Raw genomic sequence first — 16,984 nt, 5'->3', positions numbered from 1 at the left:
GGTCACGCTGAGCGAGACAGGAGCACCTGGATGAGGGAACGCCCCGGTCCCACGCCGCTGGTCGGCCGTGACCGTGAGGCGTCCTGGCTCCGCAGTGCCTCCGGCGCCGCGGCGGACGGTTCCGGGGCGGCCCGGCTGCTGCTCGGCGCCCCGGGGCTGGGCAAGACCGCACTGCTCACCGAGCTGTGCGACGCGACCTCCGGCCCGGTGCGGGTACTGCGCGCCGCGGCGACGCGTGGCCGCGCCGAGTCCGGGTTCGGCGTGGTCCGGGAACTGCTCGGCCCCGACGCCGCCGCCAGGGCCGCCACCCTTCCCGGCGGGGCCCGTTGGGCGCAGGCCGCTCTCGCCGACCCCGGGACCGACCGCACCGACGGCGGCAGTGCGGTCGGGGCGGTTCCCGAGCTGCACGGGGCCCTGCACGCCCTGTACTGGCTGACCGTCGACCTCACCGGCGACGGTCCGCTGCTCCTGGTTGTCGACGACCTGCAGTGGTCCGACGACGAGTCGCTCGCGTTCCTGGGCTTCCTGCTCCGGCGTCTGTCCGGGCTGCCGCTGGGAGTGGTCCTGGCCGCACGGCCCGGCCCCGGCGGGGGCCCGGGCGAGCGGCTGACCGGAATCGCCGCGGCGGCCGGCGACGCGGTGCGCACGCTGGCCCCGCTGGACCGCGACGACGTCCGTCGGCTGGCCGCCCTGCGTGCCGGTGCGCCGCCCGACGAGTCCCGCCTGGACACCCTGGTCCGGGTCTCCGGCGGCAACCCGCTGCTCGTCGAGCAGCTCGTCCCGGACGGCGGCGGCGAGATCGTGCTCCCCGCCGAGGCCTCCGAGGAGGTCGTGGACGACCTGGTGGAGCATCAGGTCCGGCTCGGTGGCGCGGCGCCCACGGCGGTCGCGCTCGCCGTCGTCGGCGAGGCCGGGGAGGATCTCCTCGCCGCCGTCGCCCGGGTCCCGACCGCCACGGTCCGGGAGTCGCTCGCGGCGTTGGCCGCGTGCGGGCTGACCCTGCCGGGGCGGGCGGCGTTCCGGCACGACCGGCTCCGGGGCGCGGTCCTGCGTCGCTGCGCGGGCCCGGGGGAGCTCGACACGCTGCGTCGGCGCGCCGGACGGGTGCTCTCGGACGCCGGGAGCCCCGCCGAGCTCGTCGCCGGCATCCTCGAACCGCTCCCGGCGCCGCCCGAGCCCTGGATGGTCGACGTGTTCGCCGAGGCCGCCGACTCCGCCGCCCGGCGCGGCGCGCCCGGCACCGAGGCCCGCCTCCTCGACCTGGTGGTCCGGGCCCGGCCCGACGACGTCGAGGTCCGGCTGCGGTTGGCCGCCACGATCGGCCAGCGCGACCCGGACCGCGCGCTGGACCACCTGCAGCACGCACTGGACGTCGCGCACGACATGGCCGGACGGGCACGGGCGGCGGCCGCCTTCGCGATGACCGCCCTGGCCGTGCAGCGTGCCCCCGAGGGCGTGGAGCTCCTGGAACGGGTCCTCACCGAGCTCGACGGTGACACCACGCCGGCCGCGGCCGAGCTCCGCACGCACCTCGAGGCTGCGTTGCTCGTGGTGGGGCTCGACGAGAAGCGGACGGTCGCCCCGACCATGGCGCGGATGCGCGCCATGTCGGTCCCGGAGGGACGCACGCCCGCCGAACGCCAGAAGCTGGCCATGATGACCGTCGCCACGGCGATGCAGGGCGGTCCTGCCGTCGCCGCCGTCGACGGGGCCCGCCGGGTCCTGCTCGCCGACGACGGCGGGCTGGGTGGCTGGGCGGCGCTGGCGTCGTCGCTGGTCCTGCGCCTCGGCGACGAGACGGCGGAGTCCGACGCCGTGCTCGACCGGCTCGTGGTGGCTGCCCGCGACCGCGCGTCGGCGTGGACCTACGCCCTGGTGACCGGGACCCGGTCGACGAACCGGCTCGCGACCGGCGACCTGCTGGAAGCCGAGCTCGACGCGCTGGCCGCGCTGGAGATCACCAGCCGGGAGACCTGGTCGGACAACGCCGTCGTCCCCACGATCGCGCTGGCGAGCGTCCGGGTCCACCGGGGCGACCCGGCGGGTGCGGAGGAGCTGCTCGACGGCATCTCCCGCCCGCGCACCGAGGACTTCGCGTGGGAGTACCACGACCTGCTGATGGTCCGGGCCGGGGCGCGCGCCGTCGCCGGCGACACCGAGGGGGCGCTGCGGACCTACGAGCGCTGCGGCCGCAGCCTGGCCGAGGCGGGCATCGCCAACCCGGTGTTCGCGCCCTGGTGGGCGGAGGCCGCGATGCTGCTGGGTGACCTGGGCCGGCACCGGGAGGCCGCCGCTGCCGCCGAGCACGGCGCGGAGCTGGCGGACCGCTGGGGCACCCCACGCGGGGCGGGCCTCGCCCTGCTCGCGGCCGCCGCGGCCGACCCCGCTCGCGCCCACCCGTTGCTGGCGGAGGCCGTGGACGCCCTGGAACGCAGCCCCGCCCGGCTCGACCAGGCTCGTGCCCGTCGCCGCCTCGGGACGGAGCTGCTGCGCCAGGGCCGGGTACGGGCCGCCCGGAGCCAGCTGCGTACCGCCGCCCAGCTCGCTGCGCGCTGCGGCGCGGTCCACGAGGCCGGGACCGCCCGCGACCTGCTCGTCGCCGCCGGTGGGCGGATGCGCCGCCCCCGCGGGTCCCCGCTCGACTCGCTGACGGCCGCCGAGCACCGTGTGGTCCGCCTCGCCGCCGAGGGCCTGCGCAACCGGGAGATCGCCGAGGCACTGTTCGTGACCCTGCGCACGGTCGAGGTGCACCTCACCGGCGCCTACCGCAAGCTCGGCGTCGCGGACCGCTCCGCGCTCACCGCCCTGGTCGGTGCGGCCACCGCGGGCGAGGGCGTCGCACCGGCGTCGGGAAGCGCCACCGGATGACGGAACCGGTCGAGCGCTCCGCGGCGCTGGCCGCGCTGGACGGCTTCGTCGAACGAGCCGCCCGGGGCGAGGCTCCCCTCTGCATCGTGACCGGCCTCCCCGGCACCGGCCGTTCGCTGCTGGCGCGGCGCACGGCAGAGCGGGCCGTGGACCGCGGGGTTCGGGTGCTGCGCGCCCGTGCGCTGCCGCCCGCGGCGGGCCGGGAGCCGGGGGCTGCGGCCGATCTCGTGGCCGATCTCGTGGCCGATCTCGTGGCCGACCTCGTCGACGACCTGCCGGGGGCCGGGCCGGCCCGGTCGGGTGTCGCCCACCCGAGCGACGCGGTCCTGCACGACCGGTGCCGGGTCGTGCTCGCCGCCGCGGCGTCGCGTCCGGTGCTCGTCGTGGTGGACGACCTCCTGCGGGCGGACCCCCGGAGCCGGGCGTGGCTGCAGATGCTGCTGCGGCGCAGGCACTCCGCCCCGATCGCCGGGCTCGTCGTGCTCGACGGGGCACAGGACCCGTCCGGATGGGACGTGCATCCCGCCGGCCCCGGCGACCTGCTGGTGCGCACCGCGCCGCTCACCCTGGGCGGCGTCCGCGCGGTCCTGGCCGCGGCCGGCGTCGCGCCCGACCGGCGCACCACCGTGCTGGCCCGGCGCGCCACCGGCGGCAATCCCGCGGTGCTGGACGCCGCGCTGGCCAGGCTCGGCAGCGGAGCCGGGAACGCAGAGGCGCTGTGCCGCGCGGCGGCCGATGCCCGCCGGGAGCAGGTCGGCTCGGTGCTCGACGGGCTGCCCGGCGACCTGTCGGCACCGCTGCTGGCGCTCGCCGTCTGCGGGGGTGAGCTCGAACCGGTCTCGGCCCGCCTCGGCGGGCCGGGGCCGGGCACCGCCGGCCGGGTCCGGAACCGGCTGCGCGCCACCGGCCTGGTCACCGGGGCCCGGCTGGTGCCGGACGGCCGGGTCGTCGTCGAGGAGGTCCTCGCACGGGTCGGCGCACCGGAGCGGCGCGCGTTGTTCCGCGAGGCGATCGAGCTCGCCGTACGCTGCGGCCTGCCCGACGACGCCGTCGCCCGCATCGCCCGCTCCGCGCCGACACTGCAGCACCCCCCGCTGGGCGAGCTGCTGCTGGGGGTCGCGCGGCGGCGGCGGGCCGCCGGGCGTGCGGCGGAGGCGGTCGGGCTCGTCGAACGAGCCTTGGGCGAACCGGTCCCACCCCGGACCCGCACGGACCTGACCCAGGAGCTCGCCCGAGCCCGCGAGCGCACCGATCCCGCGACGGCCGCGCGGCTGCTGGCCCGCTGCGCGGTCGTGCCGGTCCTTCCCGGTGGGCCCGTGGACCTCGACCCGGTCGTGGTCGACACGCTGCTGTGCCGCGGTGAGGTGCGGGCGGTGCGCAACGTGGTCGCCGCCGTCCGCCGGTCGGCGGCCCCCGGCGGCGACCGGCCCGCCGTCCTCGTGCCGGCCCGGATGGCCGACGAGCTCGGCTACGACCTCACGCCCGCACTCGGCGAGGAGGCCCCGGCGTCCGGGGCGACGGCGGTCCCGGACGGGGTGGCCGCGTGGAGCCTCACCCTGCGCGCCCAGGCGCGGGACCGTGCCGTCGCGCTCGCCCGTGCGGCGCTCGCCGCGACCGGCGGGGACGCCGTCGCGGTGACCCCGCGTGTCCTGGCGGCGGCCACCCTCGCCGCGGCCGGGCACCGGTCGGAGGCCCTCGACGCGACCGCGCACCTGCTGCTCGGTCTGACCCGCCGCGGCCGGGTCCCCGCCGCGGTCTGGGCGGTGTCGAGCCTGATGCAGCTGTCCGCGGGCCGGCGCGACGCCGCTCGGCGCGACCTCGACAGCGCCTGGTCGTCACCCGAAGCGGACGGGACCCCCCTCGTCGCGGCGGCCGCCGTCCTGCTGCACCTCGCCGACGACAGCCCGGACGCCGCCCTGGCCGTGCTGGCCCGACCGGCCGAGCCCGACATCGACCGGCCCGGGTCCGCGTTGCTGCGGTACGCCGCCGGGCTCGCCCGGCACCGCTGCGGTGACCCGTCCGGCGCACTCGCCGAGTACCTCGCCTGCGGCCGGCTGCTGCTCGACCGCGGCCGGGTCAACCCGGTCCTGGCACCGTGGCGCTCCGGCGCGGCCCGGGTCCTGGCGGCGCGCGGTGACCACGACGGCGCCGACCGGCTCCTGACCGATGAGCTGCGGCTGGCACGCCGCTGGGGGACGCCCGCCCCGGTCGCCGCCGCATGCCGACACACCGACCGAGCTCCCGTGCCCCATCCCGCCGGCACTCCCCGTTCCGATGCGTGACGCCGTGGACGCCGCGGTCGAGCGACTCCTGGCCGGTGCGATGCAGGGCCGAGGCGGCGCCGTCGTGGTCCGGGGCGGTGTCGGCTCCGGCCGCACCACCGTGCTCGACGACGCCGCCGCAGCGGCGGCCGCTCGGGGGATGCAGGTGCTGCGTGCCACGGCAGCACCGGCCGAGACCGGTTTCGACCACGGGGTGACCCACCAGCTCGTCGACCCGCTGTTGCTCGGCGCCCGGGGCTGGCACCTCGCCGCGCCGCCGGCCGGGCTGCTCCCGGGCCGCGACCCGGCCGTGGAGTACGGAGCCGGGGCCCGTGACCGGACGCTGTGGCGGTTCGTCGAGGCGCTGGCCGGCCGGGTGCCGCTGGCCGTGCTGGTCGACGACCTGCAGTGGTCGGATCCGGCATCGCTGCGCTGGTTGACCCGGCTCGCGGACCGGTCCGCCGGGCAGCCGATCGCCGTCGTCGGGACGGTACTGGCCGGGCAGGCCACGACCGGTGGTCCTGCCGACGACGGGGCCGTGCTGCGTGGTCTCCTCGCCGTCTGCGGATCGGTCCACCTGCACCCGCTGGACGTGGCGGCGACGACCGCCCTGGTGCGCGAGCGGTGTGGCCCCGGCGCCACCTCGGCCTTCCTCGACGCGGTCGGCGACGTCTGCCACGGGGTCCCGTCGGTCCTACACGCCGTGCTCGACGAGGTCCGCGGCCTCCGCCCGGACGACGAGGCCGTCGCGGCGGTCCGTGCCGCCCGGCCCTCCGCACTGCGCGAGCGGCTGCGTCGGGCGGCTCGCCTGCTCCCCGGCCCGGCCCGGACGTACCTGCAGGCCGTCGCGGTCCTCGACGGTGCCGGACCGGGCTCGCCGGCCGACCGGCTGTCCGGGCTCGACCCGGTGGACCGGGCTGCCGCCGTCGCCCGGCTCGTGGGGGACGGGCTCCTGGTGGGGGATCCGCCGCGCGTCCTGCATCCGCTGCTCGGGGAGGTCGCCGCCGACCCGGACGGGTGGGAGGACCTGCACCTGCGCGCCGCCCGGCTCCGTCTGGAGCTGGGCCACGGCTCGGAGGAGATCGCCGCCCACCTGCTCGCCGTCGCCGCGCCCCTGCAGCGGTGGGGGATCGAGATCCTGCGCGCCGCCGCCCGCAGGGCGGCCACCCTCGACCCCGGCTCGTCGCGCGCGGTCCGCTACCTCCGCCGTGCCCTGCTCGACGACGACTCGACCGGCCGGGACCGGGGTGCGCTGCTCGTCGAGCTCGCCGCCGCCGAGTACACCGAGGAGTCGTCGACCGCGGTCCGTCACGTGGGCCAGGCGGTACGGTTGCTCGACTCCCCGCGCGACCGGGCACGCGCCCTCGCCGTGCTCGACCCGGCGCTGCTGCGTGACGCCCCCGAGCCGCTGCGTGCCGCCGTGCGGGACCTCGCTTCCGCGTCCCCGCCCGGTTTGCCCACGGCGCACGGCGCGCAGGCACTCGACGACGACGCCTGCGAGCTGCGGCTGCGCATCCTGACCCGCACGCTGCGCCTCGACGAGGACGAACCCGGTGGGATCGCCGCCGTCGCGGGGATGCTGGACGAGGCTCTCGACGCCACCGATCCGCTCCTGAGCACCGCCGCCGGCCGGGAGCTGCTCGCGGTGGTGCTGCACGGTGCGGCGGTGGCCGGCACCGGGTCCGCCGCGGCGGTCGGCGACGTCGCCTCCCGGGTCCTGAAGGTCGCCTCACCACAGGAGCTGCGCTCCCCGGCCGGGGTGGCCGCGGGGGACGGACACCGCGGGCTGCTGATCACCGCACTGGTCGCGGCCGGTGGGGCCGGAGCACTGACCGTCTGGCTCGCCGAGCGCCCCGGTGCCGATCCCCGCGACCGGGCCGAGGCCGAGCTGGTACGACTCGCCTGCGGTGCGCCGTCCGAGCAGCCGGCCGCGGCGCGTCCGTACCCGGACGGGCGCCCGGTCGCGTTCACCGTCGCCCTGGCCTGCGCCGCCGCGTCCGCCGAGGCCCGGCTCGACGACCGGGACCCGGACCGGGCCGGACTCGCCGCCCACATCCGGCGCCGACTCGTCCGGGCCACGGCCGCTCTCGCCGAGGACGCCCCCGCGCTCGCCCTCGAATGCGTGCTGGACGCCGGACGGCACCTGGACCATCTCGGATGGTGCAACCCCGCCCTGTTCCAGTGGCGCGGCTGGGCCGCGGAGCTGCTCGCCGGTCGCGGTGACCGGGCCGCGGCTCTCCGCCAGGTGGACGAGGAGCTGGACCGGGCGCTGGCCTGGGGCGCTCCCGGGCCCGTGCAGCGGGCACGACGGGTCCGCGACCGGGTCCTCGGGACCGTCACCGACGATCCCGTCGTGCACGACCGACCGGGTACGGGGCTCTCGCCGGTCGAGCCGGTGCCGCCCCTGCCGGTGCCCCCCGCCGAGCAGCCCCGCCCGGATCCGGCTGCGTCCACCCGCGCGCGGACCGCGGATCCGGCGGGCACGACCGGGTCCGGCGTGGCAGGGGCCGACCGGCTCACCGCCGCCGAGCTGCGCGTCGTCGAGCTCGCCGCGGCAGGCGACGGGAACCAGCAGATCGCCGCGCGCCTCGGCCTCAGCCGCCGCGCCGTGGAGAAGCGGCTGACCAGCGCCTACCGCCGGCTGGGCATCAGCGGCCGGGCGGAGCTGCGGTCCCGCCGGTGAAGCCGGCGGCCGCCTGCCCCGGCCGCCCTCACCTCGTCGCGGTCACTGCTCCAGCGCGGCCAGGTCCTTGCGTGCCCGCTCCAGCTCGGCCTCCAGCTCCGCGACCCGCGCGGCCTTCGCCGCCCGGGCCCCCTCGATGAGCTCGTCGACCGGACCGGACAGGTCGGCGTGCAGCGCCGCGGCGGCCGCGGACACCGCCGACGCGGTCACCGGCAGCCCCCGCGCCACCCAGGTGCTGCCCTGCTTCAGCTCCGCCTGCCAGTCGCCGTCGGCGGAACCGCTGACGGTCAGGGTCATGGTCACGACCCGGGTGGTGCGGGCCGTCGAGCCCGGTGGCCGCCCCCGCCTCCGCTTCGGCGGCTCGGGCGTCGCGGCCCCCGCGGCCCCCGTGGTGTCCGCGGTGTCTGCGATGTCCGCGGACGGGGTCTCCCCGCCGGTCGTCAGCTCGTCGTCCACGTGCGTCCTCGTCCCTCTCCACTCGGCTGCACGGCCAGCTACAAGGGTGATTCACGAACGCCCGTTCGCCGGTAGCGACCCGCCGGATTGGTCCGTGTGGGTGTCGACGTCCGGCGTTCGGTGACGGTCCGGTGCGGCGGAGGTCACCCACAGAGGTTCCGCGTGCGTGCGGTCCGGCTGCCAGCATCGTGAGCATGCGCATCGACCATCTCGACCACCTCGTGCTGACCGTCGCCGACGTCGACGCCACCGTCGCCTTCTACACCCGCGTGCTCGGCATGGAGGCCGTCGAGTTCGGCGGTGGGCGCCGCGCACTCGCCTTCGGCCCCAGCAAGATCAACCTGCACCGGGCGGGGCACGAGTTCGAGCCGAAGGCCGACCGGCCCACCCCGGGCAGCGCCGACCTGTGCCTGATCACCCTCGACCCGATCGAGCAGGTCCGGCGTGAGCTGGCCGAGGCCGGCGTCGCCGTCGAGGAGGGGCCGGTCGAGCGGACCGGGGCACGGGGCCCGCTGCTCAGTGTCTACCTGCGGGACCCCGACGGGAACCTGGTCGAGATCAGCAACGAGCTCTGAGCTGCTGCACGCCTCCGCCCGGCCCTAACCTGGACCGCTGTGACATCCCGGCTCGTGCGCACCGTCCGCTTCCACGCCACGGGTGGCCCGGAGGTGCTGCGGATCGAGCACCTGCCGCTGCGCGACCCGGGCCCGGGGGAGGTGCGGATCCGGGTGCACGCGGTCGGGCTCAACCGCTCCGAGGTGAACTTCCGCCGCGGCACCTACCTCGACGCCCCGGTGCTGCCCGCGGGGCTGGGGAGCGAGTGCTCGGGGACCGTGCTCGACACCGGCCCGGGGGTGACGGGCTGGGCACCCGGCGACGAGGTGTGCGTCATCCCGGCGTCGTCGCAGAACGCGCACCCGGTCTACGCCGACGAGGCCGTCGTGCCGGTCCGGTCGCTGCTGGCCCGCCCACCCGGTCTCGACGACGACGGCGCCGCCGCCCTGTGGATGCCGCTGCTGACCGTGTGGGGCATGACCCGCCACGCCACCCGGCTGCGGGAGGGCGACCGGCTCGTCGTCACGGCCGCGGCGAACAGCGTCGGGGCCGCGGCGCTGCAGGTCGCGCGGCACCTCGGGGTGCACGCCGTCGCCGTCGTGCCCGACGACCGGCACGCCGACGTCCTGTGCGCCGCCGGTGCTGCGGAGGTGCTGACCGGCACGCCCGGCCCCGACGACCTGCGGGCGGCGCTGGGCGGCGGCGCCGACCTGGTCCTCGACGCCGAGGGCGGTCCCGGCGTCGCGCGGCTGGTGCGGGCATGTGCGCCGGGCGGCGCGGTGATCGTGCACGGCGGGCTGTCCGGGGAGCCGACACCGCTGCCCGCGGCCGGGTACGCGCCGGTCTGGCTGCGCCGCTTCCACGTCCGCGAGGTCACCGGTGACGCGGCGACGCTGGCCCGCGCCGAGGCGTTCGCCCGCGCCGGGCTGGCCGCGGGCACGCTCGTGCCGCTGGTCGAGCGGGTCTTCGACCTCGACGACGGCGTCGCGGCCGTCGCCGCGGCGCACGAGCACCTGGAGTCGCCGGACCGTGCCCCCGGCAAGCCGGTCCTGCGGACCGGTCAGCGGAACAGGTAGGCGCCCAGCAGGGCGTTCCCGAGGCCGGCGACCAGGCCGAGCGCGCCGAGCGCGATCGCGACGACGGCGGTGCGCCCCGCTCCGCGCCGGCGGGCCGCGACGCCCATCCACGTCGCGACCGCCCCACCGGCCCAGCCGAGCACGGCCAGCAGCAGGGCGCCGATCGCGGCGAGCGCGCCCAGGAACGCGGCCTGCCGGGCGAGGCGGTCGGCCTCGGCGGCGATGTGCGGCACGGGGCGGCCTCCTCGACGTCGGGGTCCCGACCGTAGCGGGACATGGGCACGGTCACGGTCGTTCGCATTGCTCACGAGATGGGTTGCGTGATGCAATGTTCAACAGGTCCGAAACGTCCATGATCTCTCCGGGGTCCGTTCCCGGGGAAAGGCGATGACATGTCCCGAACATCCGGTGCGGCGCACGCCCCCAGCCCGTTCCGTCAGCCCAAGGCCGTCTGGGCGGTGGCCTTCGCCTGTGTCATCTCGTTCATGGGGATCGGGCTGGTCGACCCGGATCCTGCCGTCGCTGTCCGGGCAGCTGCACGCCTCGCACGCCGAGGTCGAGCTGCTGTTCACCAGCTACCTCGTCGTCACGGCGATCGCGATGCTGGTGACCGGCTGGGTGTCGTCCCGGATCGGCGCGAAGAAGACCCTGATCACCGGCCTGGCGCTGATCGTGGTGTTCGCCGCGCTGGCCGGGGCGTCGTCGGGGATCTGGGGCATCGTCGGCTTCCGCGCCGGCTGGGGCCTGGGCAACGCGCTGTTCATCGCGACCTCGCTCGCGGTGATCGTCGGCTCGGCCTCGGGCGGGTTCGCCGGCGCGATCGTGCTCTACGAGACCGCGCTCGGCGTCGGCATCGCCACCGGGCCGCTGCTCGGCGGGCTGCTCGGCACCGTGTCCTGGCGGGGCCCGTTCTTCGGTGTCTCGGTGCTGATGCTGATCGCGCTCGTCGCGACCGTCGTGCTGCTGGAGCCGACGCCGGTCCCGACCCGCAAGGCGACGCTCTCCGAGCCGCTGACCGCGCTGCGCCACCGCGCGCTCGCCACGACCAGCGGGGTCGGGCTGCTCTACAACTGGGGCTTCTTCACCCTGCTCGGCTACGCGCCGTTCCTGATGGGTGGGCTCGACCCGATCTCGCTCGGCGCGGTGTTCTTCGGCTGGGGCCTGTTCGTCGCGGTCTTCGCGGTGTTCGGTGCGCCCTGGCTCAAGGACCGCTTCGGCACCGCGCGCACCCTCTACGGCGCGCTCGTCGGCATCGCGGTCCTGCTCGCGGCGATCGGGCTGTTCGACACCGTGCCCGCCGTGGTGATCGTCGCGGTGGTCCTGTCCGGCATCGTGGTCGGTGTCAACAACACCCTGGTCACGACGGCGGTCATGTCGATCTCGCCGGTGCCCCGCCCGACCGCGTCGGCCACCTACGGGTTCGTCCGGTTCATCGGTGGCGGCCTCGCCCCGTTCGCCGCGGGTCTGATGGCCGCGGCCGTCGGTGCCTCGGTGCCGTTCCTGATCGCCGCCGTGGTCGTGCTGGTGGGCGTGGCGCTGCTGGCGACGATCCGCCGCGATCTCGACGCCGCCGACGCCGAGGCCGAGCAGCCCGGCCCGTTGCACGAGCGGGCCGATGCCGAGGCCGCCGTCCGCGAGGTCCCCGGACTGCCGACCGAGGCCGTGATCGCCGAGGACGCGCTGCAGCACGACCGGCGCTGAGCAGGCTCCGCCCCGAGCGGCCCCCGCCCGGACCGTCCGGACGGGGCCGCCGCGACGGGTGCGCCTCGGCGGGTGCGCCCGGCCGGTGGCTCAGCCGGTGACGAGGGCGGCGAAGCGGTCCAGGTCGACGTTGCCGCCGGAGATCGTGACGCCGATCCGCGCCCCCGCCCACCGCTGCGGGTCCGCGGCGACGGCGGCCCGGACCCCCGCGAACGCCAGCGCCCCGGTCGGCTCGACGAGCACCTTGTAGCGCGACGCGAACAGCGCCATCGACTCGACCAGCGCGGCGTCGGGCACCGTCACGATGTCGGTGACGAGCCGCGAGATCACCGGGAACGTGTGGTCGCCGAGGTGGGTGGTGGCGGCGCCGTCGGCGAGGGTGCGGGGCTGCGGGATGCGCACGACGTGTCCGGCGCGCAGGGACTGCAGGCCGTCGTCGCCGGCCTCGGGCTCGACGCCGTACACCCGGGCGTCGGGGGACAGGGCCTGGGCCGCGAGCAGCGACCCGGACAGCAGCCCGCCCCCGCCGAGGCAGACGAACAGCGCGTCGAGCGGACCGTGGTCGGTCAGCAGCTCGAGCACCGCGGTGCCCTGACCGGCGATGACGTGCGGGTGGTCGTAGGGCGGGACGAGGGTGAGCCCGCGCTCGGCGGACAGCGCGGTCGCGATGGCGTCGCGGTCCTCGGTCCAGCGGTCATAGCCGATCACCTCGGCGCCGTAGCCGCGGGTGGCGGCGAGCTTCGTGGCGGGGGCGTCGTGCGGCATCACGATGGTCGCGGGCACCTCCAGCAGCTGTGCGGCCAGCGCGACGGCCTGGGCGTGGTTGCCCGAGGAGAACGCGACCACCCCCGCCCGCCGCTCGGCCGCCGTCAGCCGGGACAGCGTGTGGAACGCCCCGCGGAACTTGAAGCTCCCGGTGCGCTGCAGGTTCTCCGCCTTCACGAACAGCTGCGCGCCGAGCTCGGCGTCGGTGAGCCGGGAGGTCAGAACGGGGGTGCGGTGGGCGTGCCCGCGCAGGATCGCCGCGGCGGCACCGACGTCGTCGGGGGTGGGGAGAGCAATCACCGGACCACCTTCCGCCGCCCGGCGGAGCAGGTTCAAGCCCGTTCGGGTTCATTCACGTTCGGGTGTAACGACCGACACGTCCGGATCGCTGCTACCTGCGTGGCTCCCCCCACGTCCCCCGGAAGGACACCCCCGATGCGCCTCCGTTCCCTGTCCGCCGCCGCGCTCCTCGCGACCGTGGCCGCCCTCCCGCTCGCCGGCACGGCCTTCGCCCAGGACCGCGACTGCAAGGACTTCGCGAGCCAGGCCGACGCCCAGGCGGCCCTGACCCCGGGCGACCCCGAGAACCTCGACGCGAACGACAACGGCGTGGCCTGCGAGGACCACGACTACGGCGCCGCGTCCCCGGCCACGGCCGCGTCCGACGACTCCACCCAGGTCACCGCGACGCCGGTCGGTGGCGTCGAGGCCGGTGGCGGCCCGGCCGACGTGCTGCCGCTGGCGCTCGGTGCCGTCGCCGCCGGTGGTATCGGCGCGGTCGCGGTGCGCCGCGTCGCCGTCGGTCGCCGCGGCTGATCCCGGCACGTGCCCGGCCCCGCCCTCCCGGTGCCCGGCCCCGCCGCACCGTCCGGTGCGCGGGCCGGGCTCGGCGCCGTGGCCGGGGACCGGTCCGGGACGGTGCGGCGCGGGAGCCCGGACCGGGAGCGACGGGCGCGCCGCCGGGCCGGAGCACTGCGCCGGGCGACACGGGTGCTGGCGCCGCTCGGTGTCCTGACCGCCACGCTGCTGCTCGCCGACCCCGCGGGCGCACCCGAGCCCGGGGCGACGGCCGTCGCGTCGGTCCCGGTGACCGCTCCGGGGCCCGCGCCGGGCGCGTTGCTGCCGCCGGGGCCCGCGCCGCTGGTGCGCTCGGAGCCGGTCCGGCTCCGGGTCGACCGGCTCGGGCTCGACACCGTGCCACGGCCGATGGGGCTGACCGCGGACCGGTCGATGGAGGTCCCCGCGGACGCGGGCACCGTCGGCTGGTACACCGGAGCGCCGACCCCCGGCGAGGTCGGACCCGCCGTGCTCACCGCGCACGTCGACTGGAAGGGGCTCCCCGGAGCCTTCGCCGACCTGGACACCCTGGAGCCCGGCGACGAGATCCGCGTCGACCGCGCCGACGGGACGTCGGTGGTGTTCGCGGTGCGCCGGGTCGGGCGCTTCCCCAAGGCGGAGTTCCCGACCGCCGAGGTCTACGGCGACCTGGGCCACGCGGGCCTGCGGCTCATCACCTGCGGCGGGGTGTTCGACCGGTCGGCCCGCAGCTACCTCGACAACGTCGTGGTGTTCGCCGACCAGGTCCGCTGAGCGGCCCGACCGTCCACGCCCTGCGGAGCGCGGTCCGTCGCCCCGCGCTCGTCGAGATGCAGCTCAGCGGGCTGTGGAGATCGACAACTCCCGCTGAGCTGCGTCTCGGCGACCGGGCCGTCCGGAACCGGGGCGCCGCGCTCACCTGCGGCGTCCGGTGCCCCGTCCCGGTGTCGCGGTGCGCGGGTCCTCCGGCCAGGCGTGCTTCGGGTAGCGCCCGCGGAGCTCGGCCCGGACCTGCGGGTAGGCGTTGTCCCAGAACGAGTCCAGGTCGGCGGTGACCGCGGTCGGCCGCCCGGCGGGGGAGAGCAGGTGCAGCACCACCGGCACCCGCCCGTCGGCGACGGCGGGGGAGCCGGTCCACCCGAACACCTCCTGCACCTTCACCGGCAGCGCCGGGGCCGCGCCGGAGTAGTCCAGCGCGATCCGGGACCCGGTGGGGACGGTGAGCCGCTCCGGGGCCAGCTCGTCGATCCGCCCGGCGAGCCCGCCCACGGACGCGGCGACGTGCCGGCGCAGCGCGGGCCCGGCGTCGACCCGTGCCAGGTCCGAGCGTCGCCGGGCGGTGGCGAGCGGGCCCGCCAGCCACCCGGCGGGATCGGCGGCGGAGTCGAGGAGCGCCTCCTCGGACACGTCCGGCCACGGTGCGCCCAGCACCCGGTGCAGGAAGCCCAGCCGCTCGCGCAGCGACACCGCGCCCGCCGTCCAGCGCAGCAGCCCGGTGCCCTCGGCCCGCAGTCCGGCGACGAGCGCCTCGCGGACGGCACCGGGGTCGGGGGAGCGGTCGGGCTTCTCCGACAGCACGATCGCGCCGAGCCGGTCGACGGTGCGGGCACGGACGTCGCCGTCGCTCCAGACGACCTCCGAGCCGGTGACCCGCAGCGGTGCTGCGGCCCGCAGCGCGGTCGCGGCATCGGTCGCCGCGGCGAGGCGGACCCGGCCGTGGGTCTGCCCGGGACGCCGGTCGGCGACGGCGACGGCGAGCCACTCGGCGTCGCGCAGGGGACCGGGTGGGACCTCGACGGCGGTGCCACCGGCCATCAGGAACACCCCGGCCGCGGTGTCGCGGCGCCGGGCGAGCCGTTCCGGATGGGCGAGCCCGGTGACCAGCGCGACGAGCTCGGTGCCCGCAGCGCCCTCGGCGCGATCGGTCCGTCCCCGGGCACGCGCCGACGCGTCGCCGGCAGCGCCGGAGTGGGCCCCGGTGCCCGGCGACCCCGCGCCCGGCGACCCCGCGCCCGGCGACGCGGCGGCTGCGGGTGACGAGGTGGCCGCGGGTGTGGCGGCGCGGGCGCGGCGCAGTGCGCCGGTCAGGCGGTCCCGGTCCCCGCGCCACCGCCCGGCGCCGGGGGCGTCGCCGGAGCGCAGCCGGGCCAGTGCGGCGGTCAGGTCGTCCGCGGGGCCCGCGAGGGTGTCGTCGTCGAGGACCGCGACGATCCCGGCGACCTCCCGCGGGTCCCCTCCGGCGGCGACGCCGTCGAGCAGCGCTCTGGCGAGGCGTGGGTGCAGGCCCAGTGCGGAGATCCGCCGTCCCCGGTCGGTGACCGCGCCGTCGGGGCCGATCGCGCCGAGCGCGGTCAGCACCCCGCGTCCGGCGGCCAGCGGACCGGGCGGCGGGACGTCCCACCAGCGCAGACCGCTGCCGTCGGGGGTGCCCCAGACGGCGAGGTCCAGCGCGAGCGCGGTGAGGTCGGCGGTGCGGATCTCGGGGTCCGGGGCGTCGGCGAGCACTTCGCCCTCGGGCCAGCAGCGGTAGGCGAAGCCGGGTGCCTCCCGCCCGGCGCGGCCCGCGCGCTGGGTCGCGACCGCGCGCGAGACCCGGCGGGTCACGAGGCCGGACAACCCGCGCCGGTGGTCGGTGTGCGGGACCCGGACCAGCCCGGAGTCGACGACGGCCCGCACCCCGGGCACGGTCAGGCTGGACTCGGCGACGGCGGTGGCGAGCACGATCCGCCGCCGTGGCCCGTCGCGCAGCGCCGCGTCCTGCTCGGCGGCGGACAGCCTGCCGTGCAACGCGAGGACGTCGGCGTCGGGTCCGAGCTCGCGCAGCGCGGACGCGGTCCGCCCGATCTCCGCGACGCCCGGCAGGAACGCCAGCACGCTGCCGTGCTCGAGCGCCCGCACACACGTCCGGGCCACGGTGTTCTCGATCCGCTCGGTCCCGCCACGGCCGGCCCGGGCGGGCGGGACGTGGGTGACCGCGACGTCGTGGCTGCGGGCGGCGACCTCCAGCACCGGCGCGGGCCGGTCGTCGTCGCCCAGCAGGACGGCCGGGCGGGCCGCGTCGAGGGTCGCGGAGGTGGCCAGCAGCCGCAGGTCGGGACGGAGCCCGTCGCGGGCGTCGAGCAGCAGGGTGAGCAGCAGGTCCGCGTCGAGGTGGCGTTCGTGCACCTCGTCGAGGACCACGGTGGACACCCCGGCCAGCTCCGGGTCCCCGGCCAGCCGGCGCAGCAGCAACCCGGAGGTGACGACCTCGACCCGGGCGCCGGGCCCGATGCGGGCGTCGCCGCGGACGCGGTAGCCGACCGGCCCGCCGACCTCGGTCCCGAGCAGCGACGACATCCGGGCCGCGGCGGCGCGGGCGGCGACCCGGCGCGGCTCGGCGACCAGCACCGTGCCCTCCGGCGCCGGGGCGGCCCCGTCGAGCCCGGCCAGCGCGAGCGGCACGAGGGTGGTCTTGCCGGTGCCGGGCGGGGCGACGAGCACGACGCCGCCGCGGTCGTCCAGCGCCGCGCGCAGGTCGTCGAGGACGGCGCGGACCGGCAGGTCGGGGAGTGGGGACATCACCCCCGAGTATGGGTCAGGCCAGCCCGCTGTAGGACAGCACCATGATCACGACGACCGCGGCGGCGAGCCCGGTGGTGATCAGCAGCAGCGCCCAGCCCGGCAGCACGGTCCGGTCGAGCACCGGGGCCGCGGGACGGTGGGTGGCGGCGGTGGCGGGCATCGTTGCTCCTGGGGCTCGGCTGCGTCATACGGACGAACCTGATGTCGCACCCGGACCACGAATCGTTAACCGTGGTCCCCGA

General features: G+C 77.6%; 13 protein-coding genes. 8 read left to right on the top strand and 5 right to left on the bottom strand.

All coding sequences use genetic code 11. The features are described 5' to 3' along the window. Window positions 1-30: 30 nt before the first annotated feature. Genes FVA95_RS01700 through FVA95_RS01690 form a run of 3 tightly spaced genes read left to right on the top strand, consistent with a single transcriptional unit; the run spans window position 31 to window position 7,812 of the window. Window positions 31-2,868, top strand: coding sequence for a LuxR family transcriptional regulator (locus FVA95_RS01700; protein WP_149662624.1), 2,838 nt, complete (start codon window positions 31-33; stop codon window positions 2,866-2,868). Beyond that, entirely contained in the window at window positions 2,865-5,150 is a 2,286-nt protein-coding gene (locus FVA95_RS01695; protein ID WP_149662623.1) for an ATP-binding protein, read from the top strand. The genes FVA95_RS01700 and FVA95_RS01695 overlap by 4 nt, the downstream gene beginning before the upstream one ends. Beyond that, window positions 5,143-7,812, top strand: a complete 2,670-nt coding sequence (locus FVA95_RS01690; RefSeq protein ID WP_161992160.1) for an AAA family ATPase — start codon at window positions 5,143-5,145, stop codon at window positions 7,810-7,812. Before FVA95_RS01695 ends, FVA95_RS01690 begins: the two co-directional genes overlap by 8 nt. A 42-nt stretch (window positions 7,813-7,854) precedes the next feature. Here the strand turns inward: FVA95_RS01690 and FVA95_RS01685 are convergent, their stop codons facing one another. Next, entirely contained in the window at window positions 7,855-8,268 is a 414-nt protein-coding gene (locus FVA95_RS01685) for a DUF6319 family protein (RefSeq protein ID WP_149662621.1), read from the bottom strand. Window positions 8,269-8,462: 194 nt separating this feature from the next. Here FVA95_RS01685 and FVA95_RS01680 point away from each other — a divergent pair, with 194 nt between their 5' ends. Together FVA95_RS01680 and FVA95_RS01675 are read left to right on the top strand one after the other, a co-directional pair. Then, window positions 8,463-8,843 (top strand): VOC family protein, encoded by a 381-nt coding sequence (locus FVA95_RS01680; protein WP_043280256.1) that lies wholly within the window; start codon window positions 8,463-8,465, stop codon window positions 8,841-8,843. A 39-nt stretch (window positions 8,844-8,882) separates the two neighbouring features. Then, entirely contained in the window at window positions 8,883-9,899 is a 1,017-nt protein-coding gene (locus FVA95_RS01675) for a zinc-binding dehydrogenase (protein WP_149662620.1), read from the top strand. Here the strand turns inward: FVA95_RS01675 and FVA95_RS01670 are convergent. Next, on the bottom strand, window positions 9,884-10,132 hold the full coding sequence (locus FVA95_RS01670; RefSeq protein WP_149662619.1) for a hypothetical protein: 249 nt from the start codon (window positions 10,130-10,132) through the stop codon (window positions 9,884-9,886). The genes FVA95_RS01675 and FVA95_RS01670 overlap by 16 nt on opposite strands. A 238-nt stretch (window positions 10,133-10,370) precedes the next feature. Here FVA95_RS01670 and FVA95_RS01665 point away from each other — a divergent pair, with 238 nt between their 5' ends. Next, a complete protein-coding gene (locus tag FVA95_RS01665) occupies window positions 10,371-11,600 on the top strand; it encodes an MFS transporter (RefSeq protein WP_240051203.1) in 1,230 nt (409 codons plus the stop codon). 90 nt (window positions 11,601-11,690) lie between these two features. Here FVA95_RS01665 and FVA95_RS01660 read toward each other — a convergent pair whose 3' ends face one another. Next, complete coding sequence (locus FVA95_RS01660) at window positions 11,691-12,665, bottom strand: threo-3-hydroxy-L-aspartate ammonia-lyase (RefSeq protein ID WP_193564270.1); 975 nt, start codon at window positions 12,663-12,665, stop codon at window positions 11,691-11,693. A gap of 135 nt (window positions 12,666-12,800) precedes the next feature. Between FVA95_RS01660 and FVA95_RS01655 the strand changes: the two genes are divergently transcribed. Further along, window positions 12,801-13,181: a hypothetical protein gene (locus FVA95_RS01655; protein WP_149662618.1), complete on the top strand. Its 381-nt coding sequence runs from the start codon at window positions 12,801-12,803 to the stop codon at window positions 13,179-13,181. A gap of 9 nt (window positions 13,182-13,190) precedes the next feature. After that, window positions 13,191-13,955: a class F sortase gene (locus tag FVA95_RS01650; protein ID WP_240051202.1), complete on the top strand. Its 765-nt coding sequence runs from the start codon at window positions 13,191-13,193 to the stop codon at window positions 13,953-13,955. A gap of 141 nt (window positions 13,956-14,096) precedes the next feature. Here the strand turns inward: FVA95_RS01650 and FVA95_RS01645 are convergent, their stop codons facing one another. Together FVA95_RS01645 and FVA95_RS30655 are read right to left on the bottom strand one after the other, a co-directional pair. Continuing rightward, entirely contained in the window at window positions 14,097-16,739 is a 2,643-nt protein-coding gene (locus FVA95_RS01645; RefSeq protein ID WP_149662617.1) for an ATP-dependent RNA helicase, read from the bottom strand. Window positions 16,740-16,755: 16 nt separating this feature from the next. Next, a complete protein-coding gene (locus tag FVA95_RS30655; RefSeq protein ID WP_020622758.1) occupies window positions 16,756-16,902 on the bottom strand; it encodes a hypothetical protein in 147 nt (48 codons plus the stop codon). Window positions 16,903-16,984 lie beyond the last annotated feature (82 nt).

This window comes from Pseudonocardia sp. EV170527-09 (genome assembly GCF_008369905.1).
Lineage (GTDB): Bacteria > Actinomycetota > Actinomycetes > Mycobacteriales > Pseudonocardiaceae > Pseudonocardia.
Note: the sequence above shows the minus strand (reverse complement) of the source record. Positions and strands in the feature narration are given on the sequence as shown.

Bases quoted from the DNA above. Each gene is read 5' to 3' on its own strand.
- FVA95_RS01645 (WP_149662617.1), bottom strand. From the start codon at position 16,739: ATGTCCCCACTCCCCGACCTGCCGGTCCGCGCCGTCCTCGACGACCTG.
- FVA95_RS01680 (WP_043280256.1), top strand. From the start codon at position 8,463: ATGCGCATCGACCATCTCGACCACCTCGTGCTGACCGTCGCCGACGTC.
- FVA95_RS01695 (WP_149662623.1), top strand. From the start codon at position 2,865: ATGACGGAACCGGTCGAGCGCTCCGCGGCGCTGGCCGCGCTGGACGGC.
- FVA95_RS01655 (WP_149662618.1), top strand. From the start codon at position 12,801: ATGCGCCTCCGTTCCCTGTCCGCCGCCGCGCTCCTCGCGACCGTGGCC.
- FVA95_RS01700 (WP_149662624.1), top strand. From the start codon at position 31: ATGAGGGAACGCCCCGGTCCCACGCCGCTGGTCGGCCGTGACCGTGAG.
- FVA95_RS30655 (WP_020622758.1), bottom strand. From the start codon at position 16,902: ATGCCCGCCACCGCCGCCACCCACCGTCCCGCGGCCCCGGTGCTCGAC.
- FVA95_RS01690 (WP_161992160.1), top strand. From the start codon at position 5,143: ATGCGTGACGCCGTGGACGCCGCGGTCGAGCGACTCCTGGCCGGTGCG.